The organism is Dactylosporangium sp. NPDC050588 (assembly GCF_040654975.1).
In the GTDB taxonomy this organism is placed as follows: domain Bacteria; phylum Actinomycetota; class Actinomycetes; order Mycobacteriales; family Micromonosporaceae; genus Dactylosporangium; species Dactylosporangium maewongense.
The window spans coordinates 1-22,506 of the sequence record NZ_JBFAJA010000034.1; the positions used below are offsets into that span (position 1 = coordinate 1).

The 22,506-nt window shown below is 72.2% G+C and carries 21 protein-coding genes, 1 tRNA gene and 1 pseudogene; 8 read left to right on the forward strand and 15 right to left on the reverse strand.

Translation table 11 applies throughout. From position 1 onward, the window contains the following. Nucleotides 1-172: 172 nt before the first annotated feature. From AB0I21_RS23855 to AB0I21_RS23865, 3 genes are all read right to left on the reverse strand, one after another. Entirely contained in the window at nucleotides 173-1,039 is an 867-nt protein-coding gene (locus AB0I21_RS23855; RefSeq protein WP_360564251.1) for a sugar ABC transporter permease, read from the reverse strand. Beyond that, the gene (locus AB0I21_RS23860; protein ID WP_344514189.1) at nucleotides 1,036-1,758 is read right to left on the reverse strand and encodes a GntR family transcriptional regulator; all 723 of its coding nucleotides are present in this window, start codon (nucleotides 1,756-1,758) and stop codon (nucleotides 1,036-1,038) included. The genes AB0I21_RS23855 and AB0I21_RS23860 overlap by 4 nt, the downstream gene beginning before the upstream one ends. A 303-nt stretch (nucleotides 1,759-2,061) precedes the next feature. Continuing rightward, nucleotides 2,062-2,364: a hypothetical protein gene (locus tag AB0I21_RS23865; protein ID WP_360564253.1), complete on the reverse strand. Its 303-nt coding sequence runs from the start codon at nucleotides 2,362-2,364 to the stop codon at nucleotides 2,062-2,064. Nucleotides 2,365-2,742: 378 nt separating this feature from the next. Between AB0I21_RS23865 and AB0I21_RS23870 the strand changes: the two genes are divergently transcribed. Next, complete coding sequence (locus AB0I21_RS23870) at nucleotides 2,743-3,141, forward strand: hypothetical protein (RefSeq protein WP_360564254.1); 399 nt, start codon at nucleotides 2,743-2,745, stop codon at nucleotides 3,139-3,141. A 33-nt stretch (nucleotides 3,142-3,174) separates the two neighbouring features. Continuing rightward, entirely contained in the window at nucleotides 3,175-3,591 is a 417-nt protein-coding gene (locus tag AB0I21_RS23875; RefSeq protein ID WP_360564256.1) for a hypothetical protein, read from the forward strand. 77 nt (nucleotides 3,592-3,668) lie between these two features. Here AB0I21_RS23875 and AB0I21_RS23880 read toward each other — a convergent pair. Further along, nucleotides 3,669-3,741: transfer RNA gene (locus tag AB0I21_RS23880), tRNA-Thr, on the reverse strand. Nucleotides 3,742-3,809: 68 nt separating this feature from the next. On the opposite strand from AB0I21_RS23880, the gene AB0I21_RS23885 reads away from it, so the two are divergent. Beyond that, on the forward strand, nucleotides 3,810-5,618 hold the full coding sequence (locus tag AB0I21_RS23885; protein WP_360564258.1) for a metallophosphoesterase: 1,809 nt from the start codon (nucleotides 3,810-3,812) through the stop codon (nucleotides 5,616-5,618). A gap of 139 nt (nucleotides 5,619-5,757) precedes the next feature. Here AB0I21_RS23885 and AB0I21_RS23890 read toward each other — a convergent pair whose 3' ends face one another. The 6 genes from AB0I21_RS23890 to tmk form a co-directional block, all read right to left on the reverse strand. Then, nucleotides 5,758-6,327, reverse strand: a complete 570-nt coding sequence (locus tag AB0I21_RS23890; RefSeq protein WP_360564260.1) for a hypothetical protein — start codon at nucleotides 6,325-6,327, stop codon at nucleotides 5,758-5,760. An 18-nt stretch (nucleotides 6,328-6,345) separates the two neighbouring features. Then, entirely contained in the window at nucleotides 6,346-7,044 is a 699-nt protein-coding gene (locus AB0I21_RS23895; RefSeq protein WP_360564261.1) for a hypothetical protein, read from the reverse strand. 516 nt (nucleotides 7,045-7,560) lie between these two features. After that, the gene (locus tag AB0I21_RS23900) at nucleotides 7,561-7,860 is read right to left on the reverse strand and encodes a hypothetical protein (RefSeq protein WP_360564263.1); all 300 of its coding nucleotides are present in this window, start codon (nucleotides 7,858-7,860) and stop codon (nucleotides 7,561-7,563) included. Nucleotides 7,861-7,892: 32 nt separating this feature from the next. Further along, entirely contained in the window at nucleotides 7,893-8,207 is a 315-nt protein-coding gene (locus tag AB0I21_RS23905; protein ID WP_344514173.1) for a YbaB/EbfC family nucleoid-associated protein, read from the reverse strand. An 82-nt stretch (nucleotides 8,208-8,289) separates the two neighbouring features. Beyond that, the gene (locus AB0I21_RS23910; protein ID WP_360564265.1) at nucleotides 8,290-9,495 is read right to left on the reverse strand and encodes a DNA polymerase III subunit delta'; all 1,206 of its coding nucleotides are present in this window, start codon (nucleotides 9,493-9,495) and stop codon (nucleotides 8,290-8,292) included. A 1,134-nt stretch (nucleotides 9,496-10,629) separates the two neighbouring features. Next, complete coding sequence (gene tmk / locus AB0I21_RS23915) at nucleotides 10,630-12,756, reverse strand: dTMP kinase (protein WP_360564267.1); 2,127 nt, start codon at nucleotides 12,754-12,756, stop codon at nucleotides 10,630-10,632. Between the two features lie 196 nt (nucleotides 12,757-12,952). Here tmk and AB0I21_RS23920 point away from each other — a divergent pair, with 196 nt between their 5' ends. The 5 genes from AB0I21_RS23920 (at nucleotide 12,953) to AB0I21_RS23940 (ending at nucleotide 17,109) form a co-directional block, all read left to right on the forward strand. Then, on the forward strand, nucleotides 12,953-14,161 hold the full coding sequence (locus AB0I21_RS23920) for an amino acid deaminase/aldolase (protein WP_360564269.1): 1,209 nt from the start codon (nucleotides 12,953-12,955) through the stop codon (nucleotides 14,159-14,161). 300 nt (nucleotides 14,162-14,461) lie between these two features. Next, on the forward strand, nucleotides 14,462-15,388 hold the full coding sequence (locus tag AB0I21_RS23925) for an SAM-dependent methyltransferase (RefSeq protein ID WP_360564365.1): 927 nt from the start codon (nucleotides 14,462-14,464) through the stop codon (nucleotides 15,386-15,388). Nucleotides 15,389-15,419: 31 nt separating this feature from the next. Further along, nucleotides 15,420-15,677: a DUF6364 family protein gene (locus AB0I21_RS23930; RefSeq protein ID WP_344514165.1), complete on the forward strand. Its 258-nt coding sequence runs from the start codon at nucleotides 15,420-15,422 to the stop codon at nucleotides 15,675-15,677. After that, a complete protein-coding gene (locus AB0I21_RS23935) occupies nucleotides 15,664-15,954 on the forward strand; it encodes a type II toxin-antitoxin system PemK/MazF family toxin (RefSeq protein WP_344514163.1) in 291 nt (96 codons plus the stop codon). Before AB0I21_RS23930 ends, AB0I21_RS23935 begins: the two co-directional genes overlap by 14 nt. Nucleotides 15,955-15,972: 18 nt before the next feature. Next, a complete protein-coding gene (locus tag AB0I21_RS23940; protein ID WP_360564271.1) occupies nucleotides 15,973-17,109 on the forward strand; it encodes an NADH-quinone oxidoreductase subunit D in 1,137 nt (378 codons plus the stop codon). Between the two features lie 121 nt (nucleotides 17,110-17,230). Here the strand turns inward: AB0I21_RS23940 and AB0I21_RS23945 are convergent, their stop codons facing one another. The 5 genes and pseudogenes from AB0I21_RS23945 to AB0I21_RS23965 form a co-directional block, all read right to left on the reverse strand. After that, a complete protein-coding gene (locus tag AB0I21_RS23945; RefSeq protein ID WP_360564273.1) occupies nucleotides 17,231-17,506 on the reverse strand; it encodes a hypothetical protein in 276 nt (91 codons plus the stop codon). 151 nt (nucleotides 17,507-17,657) lie between these two features. Then, nucleotides 17,658-19,655: a hypothetical protein gene (locus AB0I21_RS23950; RefSeq protein ID WP_360564275.1), complete on the reverse strand. Its 1,998-nt coding sequence runs from the start codon at nucleotides 19,653-19,655 to the stop codon at nucleotides 17,658-17,660. 94 nt (nucleotides 19,656-19,749) lie between these two features. Next, nucleotides 19,750-20,730, reverse strand: a complete 981-nt coding sequence (locus tag AB0I21_RS23955; RefSeq protein ID WP_344514158.1) for a glycine betaine ABC transporter substrate-binding protein — start codon at nucleotides 20,728-20,730, stop codon at nucleotides 19,750-19,752. A gap of 161 nt (nucleotides 20,731-20,891) precedes the next feature. Then, nucleotides 20,892-21,635 (reverse strand): annotated as a pseudogene (locus AB0I21_RS23960) (ABC transporter permease); the annotation flags it as partial. 187 nt (nucleotides 21,636-21,822) lie between these two features. After that, entirely contained in the window at nucleotides 21,823-22,506 is a 684-nt protein-coding gene (locus tag AB0I21_RS23965) for an ABC transporter permease (protein WP_344514154.1), read from the reverse strand.

Here is a 22,506-nt window from a genome sequence, read left to right on the forward strand (position 1 = left end):
AGCTTCGCGTTGTCGAGGATCGCGGTGAAGTGTTCGACCGTGAGGTGCTCCGGGAAGAGCCGCGGCGGGAACCGGAACACCTCGTGCGTCGGGGTGAGGGCGGTGACGAGCACCCAGTACACGGGCCCGAAGGCGAAGATGCCGACGAGCGCGACGGTCACCGCTGCCTTTCTCACGCCCGCTCACCCCGCTCGGAGAACCGGACGTAGACGATCGTCAGGCCGAGGATGAGCACCAGCCACAGGGCGCCGAGCGCGCTCGCCTGGCCGAGGTCGAAGGCCTTGAACGCGGTGTCGTAGACCGCGACCGCGAACGTCGTCGTGGAGCCGGCCGGACCGCCGTGCGTCAGCACGTAGATCATGTCGAAGTGCTGCAGGTTCCAGATGACCTCCAGCAGCACGACGATGCCGAGGACCCCGCGCAGGTGCGGCAGCGTCACGTGCCAGAACCGGTTGACGCTCCCGGCGCCGTCGAGCGCGGCGGCCTCGTGCAGCGCCTCGGGCACGGTCTGCAGCCCGGCGAGCAGCATCACCATGATCCACGGGAAGCTCGCCCAGGTCTTCGCCACGATGACGGCGGCCATCGCGGTGCCGGGGCTGCCGAGCCAGACGATCGGCTCGTCGATCAGGTGCGTGCTCGTGAGGATCCCGTTGAGCAGGCCGTAGTTGGCGTTGAAGATCCAGAGCCAGACGAACGACACGACGACGCCGGGGATCACCCACGGCAGCAGGAACAGCCCGCGCAGCACCGCCCGGCCTCTGAGTCGCGTGTTGAGCGCCAGGGCGAGGGCCATGCCGATGACGACCGGCGCCACGGTCGCGCCGGCGGTGAAGACGAGCGTGTTGCGCAGCGTCGGCCAGAACTGCCGGCCGAGCACCTCGGTGAAGTTGGCCAGGCCGGCGAACGAGCGCCCCGGCAGCACCAGGCTCTGGTCGAACAGGCTCGTGGTCAGTGAACCGACCAGCGGGTACAGCACCACGGCGCTCAGCAACGCCAGCGCGGGGAGGGTCAGCAGGAACCCGAACGTCCGGTCCTTCATGTCATCACGCTCGGGTGGTCGTCATCCAGGTCGATCAGCTCCGGGTCGAGCTGGGCGGCGAGCTCCACGCCCAGCTGCCACTCGACGTGGTCGCGCGCGGCCCGCTCGGCGCCGTCGGGGTCCCGCCGCCGCAGCGCGCCGAGGATCGCCTCGTGCTCGGTGATGACCTGCCCCCAGGCCGGCTCGACGCGGACGCCGACGCGGTAGTGCTGCACCCGCAGCAGGGCCAGGTCGGTCAGCTCGCGGAGCGTCGCGTAGCGGGTGGCGGTCGCGATGCCGGTGTGGAACTGCCGGTTGAGCCCCGACATCGGGGTGAGCTTGCCCCGCTGGTGCTGGAACTGCATCTGCGCGTGCAGCTCCTCCAGCTCCTCCAGCTCGGCATCGGTGATGACCGCGGCCGCGACCCGGGCGCTGAGCCCTTCGAGCGCGCCACGGGCCAGGTAGACGCCGCGCATCTCGCGCAGCGACAGGGGCGCCACGTGCGCGCCGGCGTGCGGGTTGGGCTGCACCACGAGCCCCTGGCCGGTGAGCCGCTGGATCGCCTCCCGCAGCGGGATCTTGCTGATGCCGAACTGCCGCGACAGCGCGTCGATGTTGACCCGCTCGCCGGGGCGCAGCTCACCGCTGAGGATCGCGTCGCGCAGCCGCTCGTACACGAGGTCCGCCTTGGTCTGGAACCCACCGAGCGGCCTGTCGAACGCGTCTGCCATGTCAGGCATCTCCCCTGCTCAGCGTCGACCGTATACGATCGACCATCTACTGCCGAGGAGTGTTGCACGCCACCCGAGCGGCTTTCAAGAGGCTTCAGGGCAGAGAAAAACCCCCACCGGCGGTGGGGGCTGGGTGTTCCGCAAGCAATGCCACAACGTACCGGCGAGTATCTATTGACTGAAGGCGACGAACTGAATACGTTGCGTCATGCCTATCGGGTTTCTCCTGGAATCCAAGGCAGGAAGGCCCGAGGAGCACACCTCGGGCCTTCCTTCTGGCATCTCTTCTGGCATCCCTTCCGACATCTCGGATCAGATGATGTGAATGCGCTCGATCTCGCCATTGGCATGCTGGACCCGCAGCACTCCTTCATTGCGGTCCATGATCTCCTGCACGATGGCGTAGATCTGCAGCGCCCGGTTGATCGTGTCGGTCTTGCTGTACCGCTCAGTGGAGCTGATCTGCTCCAGCGCCTTCATGGCCTGCTGGTTGAGGTTCACCGTCACTCGCGTGAGCCCATTGCCGCCGCCGGCGCCCACCGGGTCACCCGGCCCCGGTATGTCGACGTCGTCATTGACGGCGGTCCGATGGTCTAGCGTGTCGGTTCTGCTCATAACTTCGCTCCTCCTGGTGAGCGTCGCCCCTGCCACTACGTTCGGTGATCGGCCACAGCCGATGCAGTCATGGTATACCCAAAGTATGCCTCTGGATACGATTAACTGCTGCATCAGTGCTGCAACACGCGGATCATGGCACGCGTGAGCGCGGATCGCTAGAGGTCAGGCCCAAGATCTCGGCGAAGCTGTTCGCTTCCGAACGCTTCCATGGTAAGCAAGTCACATAAAGATGCACCTTACGTACATCAAACTGATGCCTCAAGCGCTCAACTTTGCTGCATTAAAGTCTGGCGCACACTCGCCCTCATCACTTACCGTAACATCCGTCGGTTCCTATTCAGGGGTACGAGGACGGAGCGCATGCGGAGAAAGCGAGTGCCTGAACAGCAGCATCTGGACTTGACCGAGTCCGAGGACCGCGACGGGGAGCCGTCCACAGAAAGTTACGTTCTGCAATCGCGCCACTACGAGGTGGCCGGGGCGCCGAAGCTCGACCTCGCCGCCGAGACGCCCGGCCCCGATGCGGTCGTCAGGCACACGGGCGAGACGGTCCGCACCTCCTTCGCACTCACCATCTGGAGGCACCTGAGCTTCCGCTTCAACCACCATCAGACGGGAGCATCGACGGGCGCGGGTGAATTCGTGGTCGCCTGCGTCACCGTGCTCGGCACCGCGGCCGTCATCGTCGTCGCATCCGACTGGCGCCAAGCGCTGATCGCGGTCGCCACGGCGGTGCCCCTCGCCTTCCTGCTGATCCGCCGCCGCTCGAACTGACCCGAACCGACAGAACCGGAGGAGGAGCCGATCATGGCCGCAATGGAGTTCGACCTCAACGAGGTCCAGCTGGAGCTGCTCACCCAGTCGGGCCCGTTGGACCTCAACATGGACGTCATCCACCACGCACGCCAGCTGAACACCCTGACCTCGCAGATCCTGACCCAGCGCGACCGCGACGAGTTCGAAGACGTGAACATGCTCGTGCACGAAGCGGGCCGGCTCTACCAGAGCCTGCTGCGCGTCGCGGCGCGTCAGGCAGCGATCGACGAGCTCAAGGCGCACCGGCGGTCGATGCTCCACGCGCAGCACGTGGACCTGTCCACGGACGTCCCCACCGCGGCGGCGCACGTCGGGCAGAACCGGATCATCGGGCCGAGCCGGGTCGAGCGCGGCCTGCACCGCTTCGGGTTCCACCCCCGCGAGCCCGAGATCTCCCTGGTCGCCTGAGCACGTCCGCTTCCGGCTCCACGGCGGCATGCGAAGCGCCCCCACCTGGACAGGTGGGGGCGCTTCGACGTTGCCAGAGCCGCCTAACGGAATCGAACCGTTGACCTATTCATTACGAGTGAATCGCTCTGCCGACTGAGCTAAGGCGGCAACGATGACCAAGTGTACGGCACGCCCAGGGGGAGCGCGCGAGGGGTTATCCGAGTAACGTCCGGCGCGTGATCCCTGACGATCTGCCGGCCGCCCCCGGCGAGCTCACGGCACAGCCCGGCGACCCCATCCTGCCGATGCCCGAGACCGGGGCGCCGGTCGCGCGGGTCGGTGACCGACCCGGCGCGCTGGACCCCGACCAGATGGGGTTCACCCCGCGGCGGGCCGTGCCGTGGCTGAGCCCGGTGCTGCTCAGCGGCACCGCGGTGCGGGTGGTGCTGGCCGACCTGTTCGGGGCGTACCTGGACAAGCGGGAGCTGCAGGACTCGATGCCGGACCGGATCATGCGGGAGGCGCCCGGGTACACCGGCTTCCTGAGCGCCGAGGACGCCGACGACATCCCCGACGGGGAGCTGTGGGTCGACTACTGCGCCGACACCGGCGACGGGTTCAACGCCACCTACTCCGTGGCCTACCTGCTGGCGCAGCAGTCGCTGACGGTCGAGGGGCACGAGCTGCCCCGCGGTGAGGTGCTCGTCCTCGGTGGCGACCAGGTCTACCCGACGGCGAGCGGCCAGCAGTACGAGGACCGCTTCAAGGGCCCGTTCCGCGCCGCGTTCCCCGACCCGCCCGCGGAGGGCCCCCGCCCCCGCATGTACGCGGTGCCCGGCAACCACGACTGGTACGACGGCCTGACCGCGTTCCTCCGCCTGTTCGTCCGCGGCGGCGAGGGCAAGATCGGCGGCTGGCAGACCCGCCAGTCGCGGTCGTACTTCGCGATCCAGCTGCCCAACCGGTGGTGGATCCTCGGCACGGACGTGCAGGCCGGCGCGTACATCGACGACCCGCAGCTGCGGTACTTCAACCGCGTCGCGGCCCGCCTCGGCCCCGGCGACAAGGTGATCATCTGCCCACCGGCGCCGAGCTGGGTGGAGGCGCAGGAGGACCGCAAGGCGTACGACAGCCTCGACTACTTCGTGCGGACCGTCATCGCCCCGACCGGCGCCGACGTGAAGCTGATGCTCTCCGGTGATCTGCATCACTACGCCCGGTACGAGGGCACCGACCGCCAGCTGATCACCTGCGGCGGCGGGGGCGCGTACCTGTACCCGACGCACGAGCTGCCGCCGCGGATCGAGGTGCCGCCCCGGCGCTCGCTGGTGCGCAACGCGAGCCCTTCGCAGTGGTTCGACTTCAAGGCGGCGTACCCGAGCAAGGCCCGGTCACGGGCCCTCTCCCTCGGCGTCTTCTGGCGCGTGCCGTGGCGCAACCCCATGTTCCTCGGGCTGCTCGGCGTGCTGCAGACCCTGACGATGCTCGCCTTCGTCAACGCCGCCGACCGCGTCATCTCCGGCACCGAGCAGCGGCTCGTCACCATCCCCGCGTTCCTGATGGTGATGATCGACGTGCTCAGCGGCTTCTTCCTCGCGATGCCGGGCGTCGCCGGGAAACGCAGACCCCGGCACTGGATTCTCGGCCTGGGGCACGGCGCCGCGTTCGTCGGCATCGCCGTGCTCGGCACGTGGGCGTGGCTCAACCTGCCGTTCGTCGACCAGCCGTGGCCGCTGCCGCTGCTCATCGCGATCGTGCTGTACTTCCCGCTGTCGTGCGTCGCGGCCGGTGAGCTCTTCGCGTTGTACCTGCTGATCGCCTCGAAGTTCGGCGTGAACGTCAACGAGCTGTTCGCCGGCCAGGGCATCACCGGCTACAAGGGCTTCCTCCGGATGCGGTTCGGCGCCGACGGCACCCTCACGATCTACCCCATCGGGGTGGACCGCACCGCCCGCCGCTGGAACGCGCAGCCGACCGGCTCCTGGTTCGCCCCGCGCAAGCCGATGGCCCTGCGCCTGATGGAGCCCCCGATCGAGCTGTCCTAGCCGGACCTCACGGAGCCCCCGATCGAGCCGTCCTGGCCGGACCTCACGGAGCCCTCGATCGAGCCGTCCTGGCCGGACCTCACGGAGCCCGCGATCGAGCCGTCCTGGACGGCCTCATGGAGCGCCCGATCGAGCTGTCCTAGCCGCCGAGGTACGCCAGCAGCCCCACCTCGGGCGCGAGCGCACCGGGCTGCCCGAGTGCGCGGAACTCCTCGGCGACGGCGGCCCGGTCCAGCACGCCGCTGCGGGCCGCCTGGTACCGCACGATCGAATACAGGAACACGTCGAGGTTGTCGAACTGGGTGTGCCCCTCGATGACCTGCTCCTCGTGAAACCAGACGGCGATCCTGCCGTTGGTCAGCATCACGTACAGGTTGCCGCCGCCGTCCGACGCGATCGACCACACGTCGTCGTCGGTGAGCCGGGTCGCGTAGTCCGAGTCGAGGATCTCGCACTCGTTCCCGGCGAAGTCGAACCCGTACGAATACCCGGACACGTCGACGACCCACGGCAGCGTCCCGGACCGCACCCGCCGGTCGAACGCCGCGAGCGCCACGGCCGCCTCCCGCGGGAGCCGCGCCAGGAACGGCTCCACCGGCCGGGTGTCCGCCGGTACCTCGACCGGCGGCCGGTCCGGGAACCAGCGGACCAGGTCGCCCTCGAACCCGTCGTCGCCGTATCCGGAGAGCTGCTCGACCGTGGTTGGCATGCGGCGATCGTAATGCCGCTACAACGCGACCCTGGTGGTCGGTGCCGCACCCCCGGCGGGCCCGGCCCCGGGCTCGCTGTAGCGCAGCTCCTCCAGGTCGGGCGCCCGGCGCGCCATCAGCTCGCGCGCTCTGGCGAACGCGTCCGCGGCCGGCCGCAGCACCCGCGCCGCGATCCTCGCCGCCGCCTCCAGCACGTCCGCCGCCAGTGGCTCCTCCCTCGGTGCAGCCGGATCGGCCTGCCGCAGCGTGACGGCCTCCGCGGAGCTCACGACCCGGGCGATCGCCTCGGCGAGCTCGCCCCGCAGCGCGTCGCACCAGTCGGCGAGCGCCTCGGCGTACGTGGCCGTGGCGCGCAGCCTGCCGGTGATGGTGCCCGGGTCGCCGCCGTCGCCGATGTGCGAGGCGAGCGCCCCCCACCGCACCGCGAACGCCTCTGCTCCCGTCCCCTCCCATACCCCGGCCAGGTCCACGGTGAGCTTGCCCTGCCGCCGCGCGAACCGGTCGGCGTCGGCCCGCAGCTGCGCCCCTGCGACCCGCAGCGGCTCGGCCCTGACCTTGAGCCCGAACTCCAGCACGTCCCCGGGCAGCGCCCCGACCTGCCGCAGCAGCTCCCAGACCGGATCCCCGGCCGGCGCACCCCCGGCGATCAGCACGCTGTCGACCCGGCGCAGCAGGTCACCCCCGACCCCCGCCAACCGCTCAAGCGCGTCCATCATCGCCTCCCCACCCGCCCCGCAGAACGGATGCCTTGGGCGGCACGCGGCCGGCCCCGCCCACGACGTGCAGCGGTCGTGGGTGGACGCGTCGCTCCGGAACATGGGGCGTCCCGGTGCCGGTGGCGGGATCGTCCAGCACCACCACGCCCGCGGCACGGCGAGCCCTCGATCGCGCCGCCGACCGATCCCCGGACGGGCACGGGGTGCCGCGGCCCGGCTGGTCTCCGGACGGGTCGGGCGGGCAGTGCTCCAGAGCATGGGATGTCCCGGTGCTGATGGCGGGGCCGTCCAGCGCCACCGCACCGACGGCACGGCGAGCCCTCGAGCACGCGTCCGACCGATCCCCGGACGGGCGAGAGATGCGTCGACCCTGAGCACCGGGTGTCCCGGTGTCGCCGGCGGGGCCGTCCAGCGCCGTCTTGCCCGTGCCGCGGTGGGCCGTCGGGGTGGTCGGTGAGGCCGGCCGGCCCGCGGTCCGGGTGCCCGGACGGGTCGGAGGTGCGGCGGCCCGGAGCATCAGGTGTCCCGGTGCTGGTGGCGGGCGTCGTGGTCGGCGGCGCGGTAGGAACGGGCGGCCTGGCGGAGCGCTTCGGCCGTCTCGGCGAGGCGGGCGCCGTGGGTCGAGGCCTCCCGGCCACGGGCGGTCAGGGCCGTGGTCAGCGTGCGGTGCAGGGCGCGGCCGAGCTCGCCGGGGCCGCCCGGGGCGTCGCCGCCGAGCGGGCCGGAGCCGGGGTCGATGAGCGCCGTCGTGGTGCTGGTGGCGGCCAGCTCGTCGCCGGTGGCGTCGAGCCGGTCGGCCAGGTCGTCGAGTCGCATGCAGTCCCCCCGCTGGGTCGACGGTGTGCTGGTCAGGCCAGGGACCGGTAGTCGCCGAACGTCTCGGCGTGCAGCTTCTTCCTCGCCCAGGCGGCGGCGTCGGTCGCGGCGGTGACGGCCGCGCGGACCGAGCGGGACACCTCGGCGCCCGTCTGCCCCCGCAGGTGGTCGATCCGCACGTCGCGGATCGTGCCGTCGGCGGTGACCACCACTTCGACCAGGCCGTCGGGCGAGCGCACGCTCACCTCGACGGTCGTGACCGCCTTGTCGAACTCGGCGAGCAGCGCTTCGATGCGGCGGTAACGCTCCACCGCCTCCTCGATCCACGACTCGTCGATCTCGCGCATGTCGGCCCCTCCCCGGAGTGACCGTACGGCACCAGCGAGTGACACGAAACCCCGAACTCAAGCCTGTGGATAACCTCGCGCGTCAGCCCCGCCACAGGGCGAGCATCATCGCCTCGACCGCGATGCGGGGCTTGACGTTGGCCTCGATGGCGACGCGGCACTCCAGGACCGACTCCAGCCGGCGCAGCGTGCTCTCCGGCGCCCACTTCTGCGCGGCGGCCCCGGCGAGCTCGTCGGTGTCGCCGTGCACGGGCTCGACCCCCGCGCCGAAGGTGTGCACCAGCACGTCCCGGTAGAACCCGGCGAGATCCACCAGCGCCCGGTCGAGCGCGTCGCGCTGGGCCCGGGTGGCGCGGGACTTCTGCCGCCGTTCGAGGTCCTTGAGCTGCCCGGCCGACCCGCGGGCCGCCCCGGCGGCGCCCTTGCCCGTGCCGCCGGCGCCGAGCGCGGTCTCCAGCGCCGCCCGCTCGGCCGCGTCGGTTTCCAGTACCGACGCTGCCGCCTCCGCCTCGGCGGCCTCGATCAGTGCCGCGGCCGCGTCGAACGCCGCCCCGATGCCCGTCAGCCGCCGCGGCACGGCGAGCACCGCCTCGCGCCGGGCGCGGGCCTGCGGGTCCCGGGCCAGCCGGCGCGCCCGCCCCACGTGTCCCTGCGCCGCGGCCGCCGCCCACGCCGCGGTCTGCTCGTCCAGCCCGTCCCGCCGCCGCAGCAGCCCGGCGATCGCGTCGGCCGGCGGCTGCCGCAGCGGCACGACCCTGCACCTGGACCGGATCGTGACCGAGATGTCGTCGGGATGGGTGCTGGGCGTGCACAGCAGGAACACGGTCCGCGGCGGCGGCTCCTCGATCGCCTTGAGCAACGCGTTGCCCGCCGCCTCGGTCAGCCGGTCCGCGTCCTCGACCAGCAGCACCTGCCAGCGCCCCTGCGTCGGCGAGCTGGCCGCCCGCAACACGAGCGCCCGCATCTCACCGACCGCGATCGACAGCCCTTCCGGCACCACGAACCGCACGTCGGCGTGCGTGCCACCGAGGGTCGTGTGGCATGCCGTACACACGCCGCAACCGCCATCAGGGCACTGCAACGCCGCGGCGAAGATGCGCGCCGCCACCGACCTGCCCGACCCGGGCGGCCCGGTGAACAGCCACGCATGCGTCATGCCCGCCTCGGGCACGCCCCCTTGGACGATCACCCCCGCGGCCGCGACCGCCCTGCTGAGCGTCGCGACCGCGTCCTCCTGCCCGACCAGCTCCGCGAAGATCGGCGGAGCCGTGCCGACCTCAGACCTCATGCCCACGCCTCCCCCCGACCGCCGGAGCGATCTCCAGCCGACCCACCACATCGCGCGCGATGGCGGCAACGGATGGGCGCGGGCGACCACCCCACACCCGCTCGCCCGCCACCCGACGAGCGTCACCCGCCGGTCGGCCGCCGGCAACACCGCCGCCCGGACGAGCACCGCTCGGCAGGGGGTCGCAGGCAACACCCACCCCCGCAGAGATGCCCGCACCACCGCACCGCTCAGCGGTCCTGGGCGCACTGCCATCCGGGAAGCTGCCGGTCTCTGCGCCTGCGCTGGGCACACCGCCGCCTGGGGGACGTCCGTCACGCATGCCGGCGCGCAGCACACCCGCGCCCAGCAGACGTCGTGCGACGGTGGTGTCAGGGCTCGGGCCCGTGCCCGCCGCCCTCTCCCGGCGCGGCCTGTCACGAAACCCTTGCCAGGCCGATCGGCGCGGCACACCGGCGCACGACGCGCGGCCGCTCCGCCCAGCGGTCCTGGGCGCACTGCCGCCCGGGGGACCTCCGTCGGGCATGCCGACACGCAGCACACCGAAGTCGGACACGGTGGCGCCGGGCACATCGGCCTTCAGAGCGCCGACGCTCGGCGCACCGATGGCTAGGGAGTGTTCGCCCTGTCTGCCGACGCGGAGCACACCCGCGCCCGGCAGGCGTTGTGCAGTGGTGGTGTCAGGGCCCGTGCCCGCCGCCCTCTCCCGGCGCGGTCTGTCCTGCAATCCTGACCAGGCCGATCGGCGCGGGACCCCGACGCACGACGCACGACCGCTCCGCCCAGCGGTCCTGGGCGCACCGCCGTCCGGGAACCTGTCGGCCTCTGCGCCCGCGCTCGGCACACCGCCGCCCGTGCCTGCGTGCGGCACGTCGACGTCGGACACGGTGTCGCCGTGCACAGCAGCCTTCAGCGCGCCGACGCCCAGAAAGCCGCCGCCGCCCGCTGGGGGACGGCGATCGTGCAGCACACCGGAGTCTGGGTCGGTGGCGCCGGGCATGGCAGCCTTCAGCGCGGCGGCGGACGGGAGGCAGGCGTCCGATGGACGGCGCAGCTGATCGGTGCTCGGGAGGCCTGCGCCGGCGCCGGCCCGGAGGCCGGCGGGCAACGGGCGGGGCGGGGCGGCGTCGCGGGTCATACCCGGGTCTCCCGGCCTCCGCCGGGGGCGTCCTTGTCCAGGTCGACGGGCGAGAGGTCGGTCAGCTCGTCGCCGGTGAGCATGGTGACGGTGTCGGCGGCGTCCTCGAGGGCTTCCTCGATGGCCTCCTCCAGGTCGAACTCCTCCTCGGCGGGCATCAGGTGCCGGACCCGCTGCAGGACGCCGGCGGCCAGGGCCTCGGGTGGCATGGAGGCGTCGAGGACCAGGTAGCGGCTCGGGTCGGCGGCGGCCAGGTCGAGGAACGCGTAGCGGACCCGCTCGTGGAAGGCGAGCGACTCGCTCTCCAGCCGGTCGGCCTCGCCGCGGCGGCCGGCCCTGGCGAGGCCGATCGAGGGCTCCAGGTCGAGCAGGACTACCAGATCGGGCTTGAGGCCACCGGTCGCCCACTTCGACAGCCAGGAGACCTCGTCGACGGGGAGGGTGCGGCCGGCCCCCTGGTAGGCCAGGGACGAGTCGACGTAGCGGTCGCTGACGACGACGGCGCCGCGGGTGAGCGCGGGGCGCACGACGGAGGCGACGTGGTGGGCGCGGTCGGCGGCGTAGAGCAGGGCCTCCGCGCGGGGCGTGACGACCTCGCCGGTGACCTCCGGCGGGTCGAGCACGAGGCTGCGGATCCGGGCGCCGAGCGCGGTGGCGCCCGGCTCGCGGGTGACGACCACGTCGCGGCCGAGCTTCCGCAGCGCCTCGGCGAGGTGCTTGACCTGGGTGGACTTGCCGGCGCCCTCGCCGCCCTCGAAGACGATGAAGAGCCCGCTGGCGGCCTTCGGCTCGTCGGGGCTGAGCGGGCGGCCGCGGATCGAGCCGAGGACGTCGGCCAGGAGCGGCACGCCCTTCTTGTCGTCCATCTGGCGCAGCGCCACGATGCCGGCCATGACGCCCAGGACGCCGGCGACGGCGAGCAGCGGCCGGGTGCTGGAGATCTCCACGGACGTGAAGCCGAGGCTGAGGTGGCGCGACCCGCCGGCGCCGACGATGACGCTGGACAGCGAGATGGTGAGCATGAGCACGACGCGGGTGCCGGTCTGCACGAAGGCGAACGCCCGGCCGCGCATGTCGTCGGACACCTCGCTGCCGAGCAGCGTGGTGCCGGACAGGAACGCCATGCCCGCGCCGACACCGACGAGCAGCGCGCCGCCGACGGCGACCGCGAGGTGGGTGGCGAGAGCCAGGATGAGCACGGAGCCGGCGGCCAGGATGATCGACAGGCCGAACCAGCGGCGCCGGGACAGCACGCCGACGATCCGCGGGCCGGCCGCGATGCCGATCCCGAGACCGAGGAAGAGCGTGGCGAAGAGCAGGGCGAAGGCGGCGTCGCCGGCGCTGAGCGACACGGCATAGAACTTCGCGGTGCCGACGACCACGCCGCCGCCGGCGAAGGCGCCGAAGATGCCCAGCACCAGGCCGCGGACCAGCGGGGTGCGCCGGACGAACGCCCAGCCCTGCACGAACTCCTTGAGCAGCCCCGGCTTGTGCTCGACGGCCGCGGTCCGCCGGCCGCTGATCTCCTTGATGCCGAAGAACACGGTGACGGCGGTGGCCAGGAACGTCAGCGAGTTGAACCACAGCGCGACGTCGCTCGGCTCGGCGCCCCTCGGGCGGCCCTCGGCGCCGAACACGAGGACGACGAGCTGCTCCAGGCCGATCAGCACGAGCCCGGCGAGCACGGGCGTGATGCCATAGGTGGTGGCGAGGGTCAGCTGGTTGGCCGTCTCGAGCCGGGCGCGGGGCAGCAGGTTGGGCACCGCCGCTTCCTTCGCCGGGGTCCAGATCATCGCGGTGGTCTCGATGATGAACGTGGCGACCGCGGTCCAGCCGATCACCAGCGCGGGGTCGTCGAGGATCAGCGCGGACGCCGGGATCGAGGCGAAGAACAGGAAGCGGACCAGGTCGCAGGCGACCATCGTGAGCCGCCGGTCGAACCGGTCGGCGAAGACGCCCGCCACCGGTCCGAGGATCAGCGCGGGCAGGAGGCGCACGGCGATGACCGAGCCGAACGCCGCACCCTGGGCCGCCGAGTTGGACACCTGCGAGGCGGCGAACGTCGCCGCGGCGAGGAGGCCGAGCCAGTCGCCCAGGGACGAGAGCCCCAGGACGGCCCACAACCGGCGGAACGCCCGGATGCGCAGGACCGCCTTGAGCTCCCCGAGGCCGGACAGGTCGCTGCTCGCGATGGCGGCACCTCCTCAACTAGGACGCCTACTGTAACCACGCTACCGGTCCCCAGGTGTCGCCCCGGTGTCGGCCGACGCGCGGACGCGAGGTTCTTTCATATTCATCGTCGACTCGGTACGGTGAGTCGTGACCAGCTCACGTGCCGCCCAGCGGGCCCGCTACGACCGGGCGACCGCGGATCTCGACCCGCCGTTCGCGATCGTCGACCTTGACGCGTTCGACGCCAACAGCGCCGCGATGCTCGGCCGCGCCGCCGGCAAGCCGCTGCGGATGCCCAGCAAGTCGGTGCGGGTCCGCGCCCTGATGGACCGGGCGCTCGCCCAGCCTGGCTGGCAGGGCGTCATGGCGTTCACGCTGCCGGAGGCCATCTGGCTGGCGGAGCAGGGTACGTCCGGGGACATCCTGGTGGCGTACCCGACGGCGGACCGCGCCGCGCTGCACCGGCTCGCCACCGACGAGAAGCTCGCCGCGACCGTCACGGTCATGGTCGACAGCACCGCCCAGCTCGACCTGGTCGACTCGGTCATCCCGGCCGGCGAGCGGGCCGGCGCCGTGCGCGTGTGCATCGACCTGGACGCCTCCTGGCGGCCGATGAGCAGCGTGCACATCGGGGTGCGCCGCTCCCCGGTCCACAGCGCCCGCCAGGCCGGCGAGCTCGCCGCCGCGATCGCCGGCCGGGCGGGATTCAGGCTGGTGGGGCTCATGTCGTACGAGGCGCAGATCGCCGGCCTCGGCGACGCCCCACCCGGACGGCCCGTGCGCGGGGCGCTGATCCGCATGATCCAGTCGCGCTCGTTCCCGGAGCTGCTCGCCCGGCGGGCCGCGGTCGTCGCCGAGGTGCGGCGCCACGCCGACCTCGAGTTCGTCAACGGTGGCGGCACCGGCAGCGTCCAGGCCACCGCGCAGGACCCCTCGGTCACCGAGGTCGCCGCCGGATCCGGCCTGTTCGGACCGTGGCTGTTCGACTCGTACCGCCGCTGGCGCCCCCAACCGGCGGCGTTCTTCGCCATGTCGGTCGTGCGCAGGCCGAACCAGCAGGTCGCGACCGTGCTCGGCGGCGGCTGGATCGCCTCCGGGGAGACCTCGCCGGCCCGCCAGCCGCAGCCGTGGCTGCCGGAGGGCCTCAAGCTGATCGGCACCGAGGGCGCCGGCGAGGTGCAGACCCCGCTCATCGGCCCCGGCGCGGCCGGCCTGCGCCTCGGCGAGCGCGTCTACTTCCGCCACGCCAAGGCCGGCGAGCTGTGCGAGCACGTCAACGAGGTGCACCTCGTCTCCGGCGACACGATCGTGGACACCGTGCCGACGTACCGGGGAGAAGGCAAAGTGTTCCTGTGAGCGGCCAGGTGAGCGGCTCGGGCCGCTCACCGGAATGACAGGGTTGGCTCAGGCCGGCGCCGGAGCGCAGCGGAGGTGACGGCATGAGCGGCCAGCGGAGCGGCTCGGGCCGCTCACCGGACTTACAGGGTTGGCTCAGGCCGGCGCCGGAGCGCAGCGGAGGTGACGGCATGAGCGGCCAGCGAAGCGGCTCGGGCCGCTCACGGGTGTTGCAGGGTTTGGTTCAGGCCGGCGCCGGAGCGCAGCGGAGGTGACGGTGTGAACCAGCGGAACGCCGGAGCCGTGCGGTGGCGGGCGGCGATGGAGCGGGCGCTCTACGGCGACGGCGGGTTCTTCCGCGCAGAAGCCGGTCCGGCCGCGCACTTCAGGACCAGCGCGCACGCGTCGCCGCTCTTCGCCGGGGCGATCGCCACGCTGCTGGAGCGCGTCGACGAGGCCCTCGATCATCCGGCCCGGCTCGACCTCGTCGACGTCGGCGCCGGCCGCGGCGAGCTGCTGCGCGGCATCCTCGCCGCCCTGCCGCCCGCGGTCGCCGCCCGGGTCGCGGCCGTCGGCGTCGAGGTCGCACCCCGCCCCGAGGACCTGCCCCCCACGATCGGGTGGACTTCCGCGATCCCCTCCGGCATCACCGGCCTTCTGGTGGCGACCGAATGGCTCGACAACATCCCCGTCGAGGTCGTGGAGCTCGATTCGACGTTGCGGCCACGGTACTGGCGCAGCACGCCCGACGGCACCCTGACGCTCGACGAGTCGCCGCTGGAACCCGGTGACGCCCGATGGCTGGCCGACTGGTGGCCCCTCGCAGGGTTACCGGAGGGTGCCCGCGCCGAGGTGGGCGCCCCGCGCGACGAGGCCTGGGCGGCGGCCACGGCCAGCGTGGCGCGCGGGATGGCGCTCGCCGTCGACTACGGGCACCTCGCCGGGGACCGCCCGCTGTTCGGCACGCTCACCGGCTTCCGGGACGGTCGGGAGACCGCACCCGTGCCCGACGGGTCGTGTGATCTGACGATCGCGGTGGCGTTGGACTCGCTGGGCGTACACCACCTGCTGACGACACAGCGAGAGGCGTTGCGCCTGCTCGGGGTGGACGGCCGGCGCCCGCCGCTGGCGCTCGCCTCGACCGACCCGGCCGGCTACGTGCGGGCCCTGGCACGGGCCGGGCAGGCGGCCGAGCTGACCGACCCCGCCGGCCTCGGCGGCCATCATTGGGTCATGTACTGGGTATGAACATCGGTCATACCGGGGGTACGCTAGAGACATGACGGCCAAGGTGACGTTGTCGTTCTCCGACCAGACCATCGCCGACGCCCGGCACTGGGCCGAGCGCGACGGCGTGTCGCTCAGCGCGTGGATCGACCGGGCCGCGCAGGAGCGCGCGCTGCGTGAGATCTTCACCGCGCACGCCGAGGCGGTGCGCCGCGCCAAGCCCGACCTGGAGCGGGCCGCGCTCGCCGACGAGGAAGAGATCGCCATGGTCGACGCGGAGCTGTTCAGCGGGCGCCGTGCGGCGCGGTGAGGTCTGGCTGATCAAGGGCGCCCGCGAGCGCCTCGGTCTGATCATCAGCTCCGACGTCTTCAACGGCACCGACGTGCCCGTCGTCATCGTCGCCGAGGTCACCGACCAGGAGGAGCTGCGCGACTCGCCGCTCGCCGTCGAGCTCGACGACCTGGTCGTCATGCCCGACCGGATCTCCTCGCCGCTGAAGCGCTGGTTCGTCGAGCGGGTCGCCGTGGCCGACACCGCCACGATGCACAACGTCTCGCGCGCGCTGCGGATCCTGCAGGACCTGTAGGGGCTTTAGGGTTACAGCATGACCTCCGAGTTGACGGTCGGCACCGGGGCGGGCCTCGACACCGCCGACATGGTGCTCAACATCGGCCCGCAGCACCCCTCCACCCACGGCGTGCTGCGCCTGAAGCTCGTCCTGGACGGCGAGCGGGTCCTGAGCGCCGAGCCGATCATCGGCTACATGCACCGCGGCGCGGAGAAGCTCTTCGAGGTCCGCGACTACCGGCAGATCATCATGCTGGCCAACCGGCACGACTGGCTGTCGGCGTTCTGCAACGAGCTCGGCGTCGCCCTCGCCGTCGAGCGCCTCATGGGCATCGAGGTCCCCGAGCGCGCCACCTGGCTGCGCACCGCCCTCGCCGAGCTCAACCGGGTCCTCAACCACCTGATGTTCCTTGGCTCCTACCCGCTGGAGATCGGAGCGATCACGCCGGTCTTCTACGCCTTCCGCGAGCGCGAGACCATCCAGACCGTGCTCGAGGAGGCGTGCGGCGGGCGGATGCACTACATGTACAACCGCGTCGGCGGCCTCAAGGAGGAGGTCCCGGCCGGCTGGACCACCCGCGCCCGCGCCGCGATCGACCAGGTCCGCCGCCGCATGCCCGACCTGGACAACCTGATCCGCCGCAACGAGATCTTCCTCGCCCGCACCGTCGGCGTCGGCGTCCTGTCCGCCGCGGACGCCGCCGCGTATGGCGCCTCCGGCCCGGTCGCCCGCGCCTCCGGCCTGGACTTCGACCTGCGCCGCGACGAGCCGTACCTGGCCTACGGCGCCCTGGACGTCCCCGTCGTGACCCGCACCACCGGCGACTGCCACGCCCGCTTCGAGGTGCTCCTGGACCAGGTGTACGCCTCGCTGGACCTCGCGCAGGCGTGCCTCGACGAGGTCGACAAGCTCACCGGCCCCGTCAACGTCCGCCTGCCGAAGGTCGTGAAGGCGCCGGAGGGCCACACCTACGCCTGGACCGAGAACCCGCTCGGCATCAACGGCTACTACCTGGTCTCCCGCGGCGAGAAGACCCCGTGGCGCCTGAAGCTGCGCACCGCGTCCTACTCCAACGTCCAGGCCCTGTCGAAGCTCCTGCCGGGCACCCTGGTCCCCGACCTGATCGCCATCCTCGGCTCGATGTTCTTCGTCGTCGGCGACGTCGACAAGTAGCGGACCTATTCGCTCGTAATGAATAGGTCTTGACAACTGATGACAAGCCGTGACCGAGGACGCGACAGTAGCTGGTCATCGGCTCCAATTGCTGGCTGTCGCTCGTGGTAGTGACGAAACCTTACTCACTGGTTGTCCAGGCGCGGAGGGCAGCGGTCGCGGCGATCGTGTTCGAGTGCTGCGGCCCGAGCACCCGCTCCTCGGTCCCGGCGGGTACCCACATGACCAGGTCGACGGTCTGCTGTCGGATGGCGTGGTGGGCGAACCACGCCGCGAGCTGAGTCTTGCCGACCCCGCCACCACCGGCAAGGACATCCGCCGCTGCGGCGGCCGTGCTGGTCGAGTGCTGGGTGACCACGACGTCGGCACCGTCGGTGGGCGGTGCGGATCTGCGCACGCACCCCCCTCACGCGGCTGAAACGCCGACGCAAGCGCTGGCGGGCGACCGATCTGCGCCGGCCATACCACCGGCGAGGCCGGGCTTGCGTGGTAGTGCTCGTGGCGTTCGTTTCTCCGGTACCCCGCCGCCTCCGGTCCGCCGCCGCGGGTCAGCGCCAGCGGTCGTCGTCGCCTTCGAAGTCGACGATCTGGCGGGCGGGGCGGGGGCGGGAGTCGTCGCGGGAGCCGTTCCAGCCGTAGTCATCGTCGTCGTCGTGGCGGGCGCGGCGGGAGACGCGCTCGTCGTCGCGGGCGGGGCCGGGGTCCTGCCAGCGGGAGGCCGGGGACGCCGGGAGGGCGGCCTGGGTGGCGCCGATGGCGGGGCGGCGGACCTCCGACCAGCGGGTGGTGCCGGTGTCGTCGCGGCGGGCTTCCTCGTAGCTGGACTCGGACCACTGGACGTCGGCGCCGTGCTGGCGTTCGCGCTCGCGGCGGGCCTCGGACCTGCGGGGGCTCTCGCGGCGGGGCTCGTCGTCGGCGGAGTCGGGCACGTACTCCTCGTGGCGCACGGACGCCCACCGGTCCTCGATCCGGACGTGGGTGCCGGTCTCGTCGGCGTGGACCGCGGCGCGGCGCTCGCCGACGCGGAGCTCCCGGCCGCCGTGCTCGTCGCTGTGCACCGACGCCCACCGGTCCGTCGTGCGGACCCCGGTCACGCTGCCGGCGTCGTCGTCCGGGTCGTACGCGCGGCGGCGCCCACCGGAGCGCACCACCTCACCGGAGTCGTCGGCGCGCGCCATCCGGTCGCGCAGGAGCTGCTCGGTCCAGGACGGCTCGCGGGGTTCCTCGCGCGGGGTCTCGGTGCGCTCGATCCACTCCGAGCGCTCGCTCCGCTCGGTCCACTCGGAGCGCTCCGACCGCTCGGTGCGCTCGGAACGGCTGACGCGCTCGGCGCCCCAGCCCCGGTCGGCACGGTCGGGCTGGTCGTCCCGGTTTCCGCGGTCGGTGTGCTCACCACGCCCGCCGCGGTCGGCGTGGTGACCCCGGCTCCGGTCGGAGTCCCAGTCACGGTCCCGGTCCCGGTCACGGTCTGCGTCGGACCACTCGCCGCGCCTGCCGCGGCCCTCGCCGCCGCCGTCCCAGTCACCGCGCCCGCCACGATCGGCCCGGCCCGCGCGGCCGGCCGCCTCGCCACGCTCCGACCACTCGCCACGGCCCGCGCGATCGCCCCGGCCAGGGTCGCCGTCGCGGGAGGACCACTCGCCGCGGTGATCGGCCCGGTGACCGGCCCGGTCCGGGCGGTCCGCGCGGTCGTCGTCGCCGTCGCGCGAAGCCCACTCGCCACGGCCGCCGTCGCCGTCGCGGGATGAACGGCCCGCGTCGCCGTCGCGGGGGGACCAGTCGCCGTGGCTCGCGCGGCCGCGGTCGGGTGCGCCCGACCGCCCGCCACGCTCGGGTGCCTCGCTCCAGTGCCCGGTGCCGTCCACGACCCGGCCGGTCTCGTGCCAGTCTGCGTCGCGGTCGGAGACCCGCTCAGAAACGCGCTCCGACACCGGGCGGCGCTGCTGCGGGATCTCGACGGGGCGGGCGCCGTACACGGTGCCGTCGCGCCGCTGGTCGGTCGGGTCGACGACCATCGTCTTGGTGGTGACCTGCACGGTCTCGGTGTGCCGGAGCACGCCCTGCGGGACCGCGGCGGAGCCGACCGGCTGCGGGCCGCCGTGCTGCGCGGCCGCCGCCTGCTGCGCGGCCGCCGCCTGCTGCGCGGCGCGCGTCGCACGCTCCAGCTGGCCGCGCATCATGTCGACCTGGTTGCGCAGCGCGTCGACGGTCTCGTGCAGCACGCCGATGCGCTCGACGAGCTGACCGTGCGTGGCGCGCGCCGCGTGGGTGATGTCGCCGCGGATCTCGTCGCGGAGCGTGTCCATCTCCTCGAAGACCGCTTCCTCGACCTCGCTGCGCACGTTGTCGTTGTCGGGGCGCAGCGCGATCGACAGGCCGATGAGCACGACGACGCCGACGGCGAGCACCGCGGCGAGCTGCAGGACGAACCCGCTGCCGACCAGCAGTAACAGTGCCGCCAGCGGAGCCAGGCCGACGCCGGCCCAGAAGAGGATCTGGAGCAGCTTCGCGCTCGGCCGTCCTCCGGTGGTCTCCGCGGCTGGCATGAGCAGAGACCTTACCTACTCTTCAGGGCAAGCGAAATGCCCGCCCTGGAAGGCCAGGACGGGCATCCGCCAACTACCGTGCGTATCGGAGGAGCTAGCCGAGCGAGCCGTCCGAGGAGAAGACGAGCGCGATCGTGGCCGTGCCCTTCTTCAGCGCGTCGAGGCTCTGCGGGCCGCCCGCGTCGAGGCTGACGAACTTGCCGAACTGGATGCTGTACGTCTTCTCCAGCCCGGGCTGGCAGAACGGCCGCTGCGGGCACTCGGCCGGACCGCCAAGGACGGTGTCCTTGCCGGAGCACTTGGCGGCGAAGTCGCTGAGCGTCTTCACCCCGTTCTTGTCGGCGAACGCGGTGGTGACCGCGAACGCGTTCTGGTCGGCCGCCTTCGACGCCTTGCCGAAGGACAGGCCGGCCTTGCCGCCGATCTCCTTGAGCGCGGTGACGGTCTTGTCGACGTCACCCGAGGCCAGCGTCTTGGCGTCCTTGCCGTTGACCTGCCCGTTGATGAACTCGGTCAGCGTGCCGGCGTACTCCGGGATGACCTGGATGTCGCCCTTGGTCAGCTGGCCGTAGTAGACCTCGCGCTTGCCGATGGTCTGGACGGTCGCGTCGTAACCGGCGGCGTCGAGGACGATCTCGTAGAGCGCGCCGAGCGTGGCGCTCTCCGCGAAGTCGGCGGCGCCGATCTTGATCGCCCCGCCCTTGCCCTTCTCGATGCCGGTGGTGAGGTTCTCGGCCTTGGCGAAGTCCTCCGCCGCGACCTTGGACGTCTTGCGGTCCACGACGACCGCCTTGTTGAGCTGGATCAGCTTCTCCGTGGTGAGCGCGTCGGAGACCTTGTCCAGCGCCGCGACGAGGGCCGGGTCGGCGGCCTTCGTGTTGATCGCGGCGATGATGTTGTCCGCCGTCTGCAGTTGCTTGTCGTCGGTGAGGACGACGAGCTTGTCCCCGGCGACAGGGGCACAGCCGGCCCCGCTCACACTCGCCGGCGCCTTGGTGCCCGAGGAGCCCTCCTCGCCGCAGGCCGCGAGGCCCACGGTGGCGAGGCCCAGCAGGACCCCGAGCGTGGCGCGCATGGCAGTTCGCAAAATGGCCCGCCTTCCGTGTCCCGGCGCGATCACTGTGACCGGCCGCGTGTCCGACGGACGGCGCTATCGGCTTGAAGCCCGCCCGCTGCTAAATAGGCAACTCTGGCTATGGGAAATCGGCAACCGCATGCAGGCACGGTTTCGTAACGACCCGTCACTGCGGTGCCGGAGGCCGCGGCGCGACCGGCGCTGCGCCCCTGGTGACAGGTACCCCGGACGGGTCACGCCCTACCCGCGGCCTGCCGCAGCACCTTGGGTGTGACCTTGCGCTCCACCAGGGCCATCAGCCCGTCGATCAGCAGCGCGAGCAGGGCCACGAGGACCGCGCCGGCGAGGATCTGGGCGTCGCCGCGACCCGGGCCGAGACCGAAGCCGGCGGAGATGATGTTGCCGAGGCCGCCGCCGTTGACGAGGGTCGCGAGGGTTGCGGTGGCGACGACCTGGGTGGTCGCGATGCGCAGGCCCGTCGCGAGGTAGGGCACGGCGAGCGGCAGCTCGACCCGCATCAGCATCTGCGCGGATGTCAGGCCCATGCCCCTGCCCGCGTCGCGGACCTCCTCGTCGATCTCGCGCATGCCGGTGTACGCGTTGGCGAGCAGCGGCGGCAGGCAGAACACGGTCAGCGCGACCACCACGGCCGGCTTGCCGATGCCGAGCGGGCTGAGCGACAGGATCGTCAGCAGCGCGATGACGGGCATCGCCTGCGTGATGTTGGACAGGATGACGACCACGCCCGACCCGGCGCCGCGCCGCCCGAGCCAGATCCCGATCGGCCAGGCGACCAGGCTGCCGAAGAGCACCGACAGGAAGGAGATCTCCAGGTGCTCCTGCAGGCGCACCAGTACCCCGTCGGGATTGGTCCAGTTCAGCGGGTCGTTGAACCAGTTGATCATGTCGTTGATGGCGCTCACGCCGTCACCTCCGCTGCGCTCCGGCGCCGGCCTGGGCCAACCTGCGCCCATGATGAGCGGCCCGAGCCGCTCCGCTGGCCGCTCATGCCGTCACCTCCGCTGCGCTCCGGCGCCGACCTGAGCCGAACCTGCAATGCTGATGAGCGGCCCGAGCCGCTCCGCTGGCCGCTCATGCCTTGCTCCTTCTGGTCCACGGCGTGAGGGCCCGGGTCAGGGCGACCAGGAGCAGGTCGAGCACCAGGGCGAGCAGCACGCAGACGAGCGCGGCGGTGGCGATCTGCGCCTTGTAGAAGTTGTTGCGGAAGCCGCTGAGGATCAGCGCGCCGAGGCCGCCCTGCGAGCCGACGGCCGCGCCGACAGTGACCAACGCCACTGTCGAGACCGTCGCGAGCCGCAGCCCGGTCAGGATCGCGGGCAGGGCGAGGGGAAGCTCGACGCGCAGGAGGCGGGCGCCCCGGCCGTAGCCCATCGCGGTGGCGGCTTCGCGCACGTCGCCCGGCACCTGCTGCAGTCCGGTGAGCGAGTTGCGGATGATGACGATCAGCGCGTACATCACCAGCGCCACGACGACCGGAGTGCGTCCCGTGCCCAGGAACGGCGCGAGGAAGGCCAGCAGCGCCAGCGACGGAATCGTGTAAAGCACGCTGGCTGATGTCAGAATCGGCGTGGCGAGCGGGCGCACCCAGTAGGCCAGCACCGCCAGCGGCACCGCGATGGCCACCGCGATCGCGACCGACCACACGGTGATGGCCACGTGATCCAGCAGCGCGTCGCGGATCGTGTCGGCGTTGTCCCGGACATAGCTCCAGGAGAACCAGGGGTTGCCCGCCTCACCGCGAGCCAGGAAGGACAT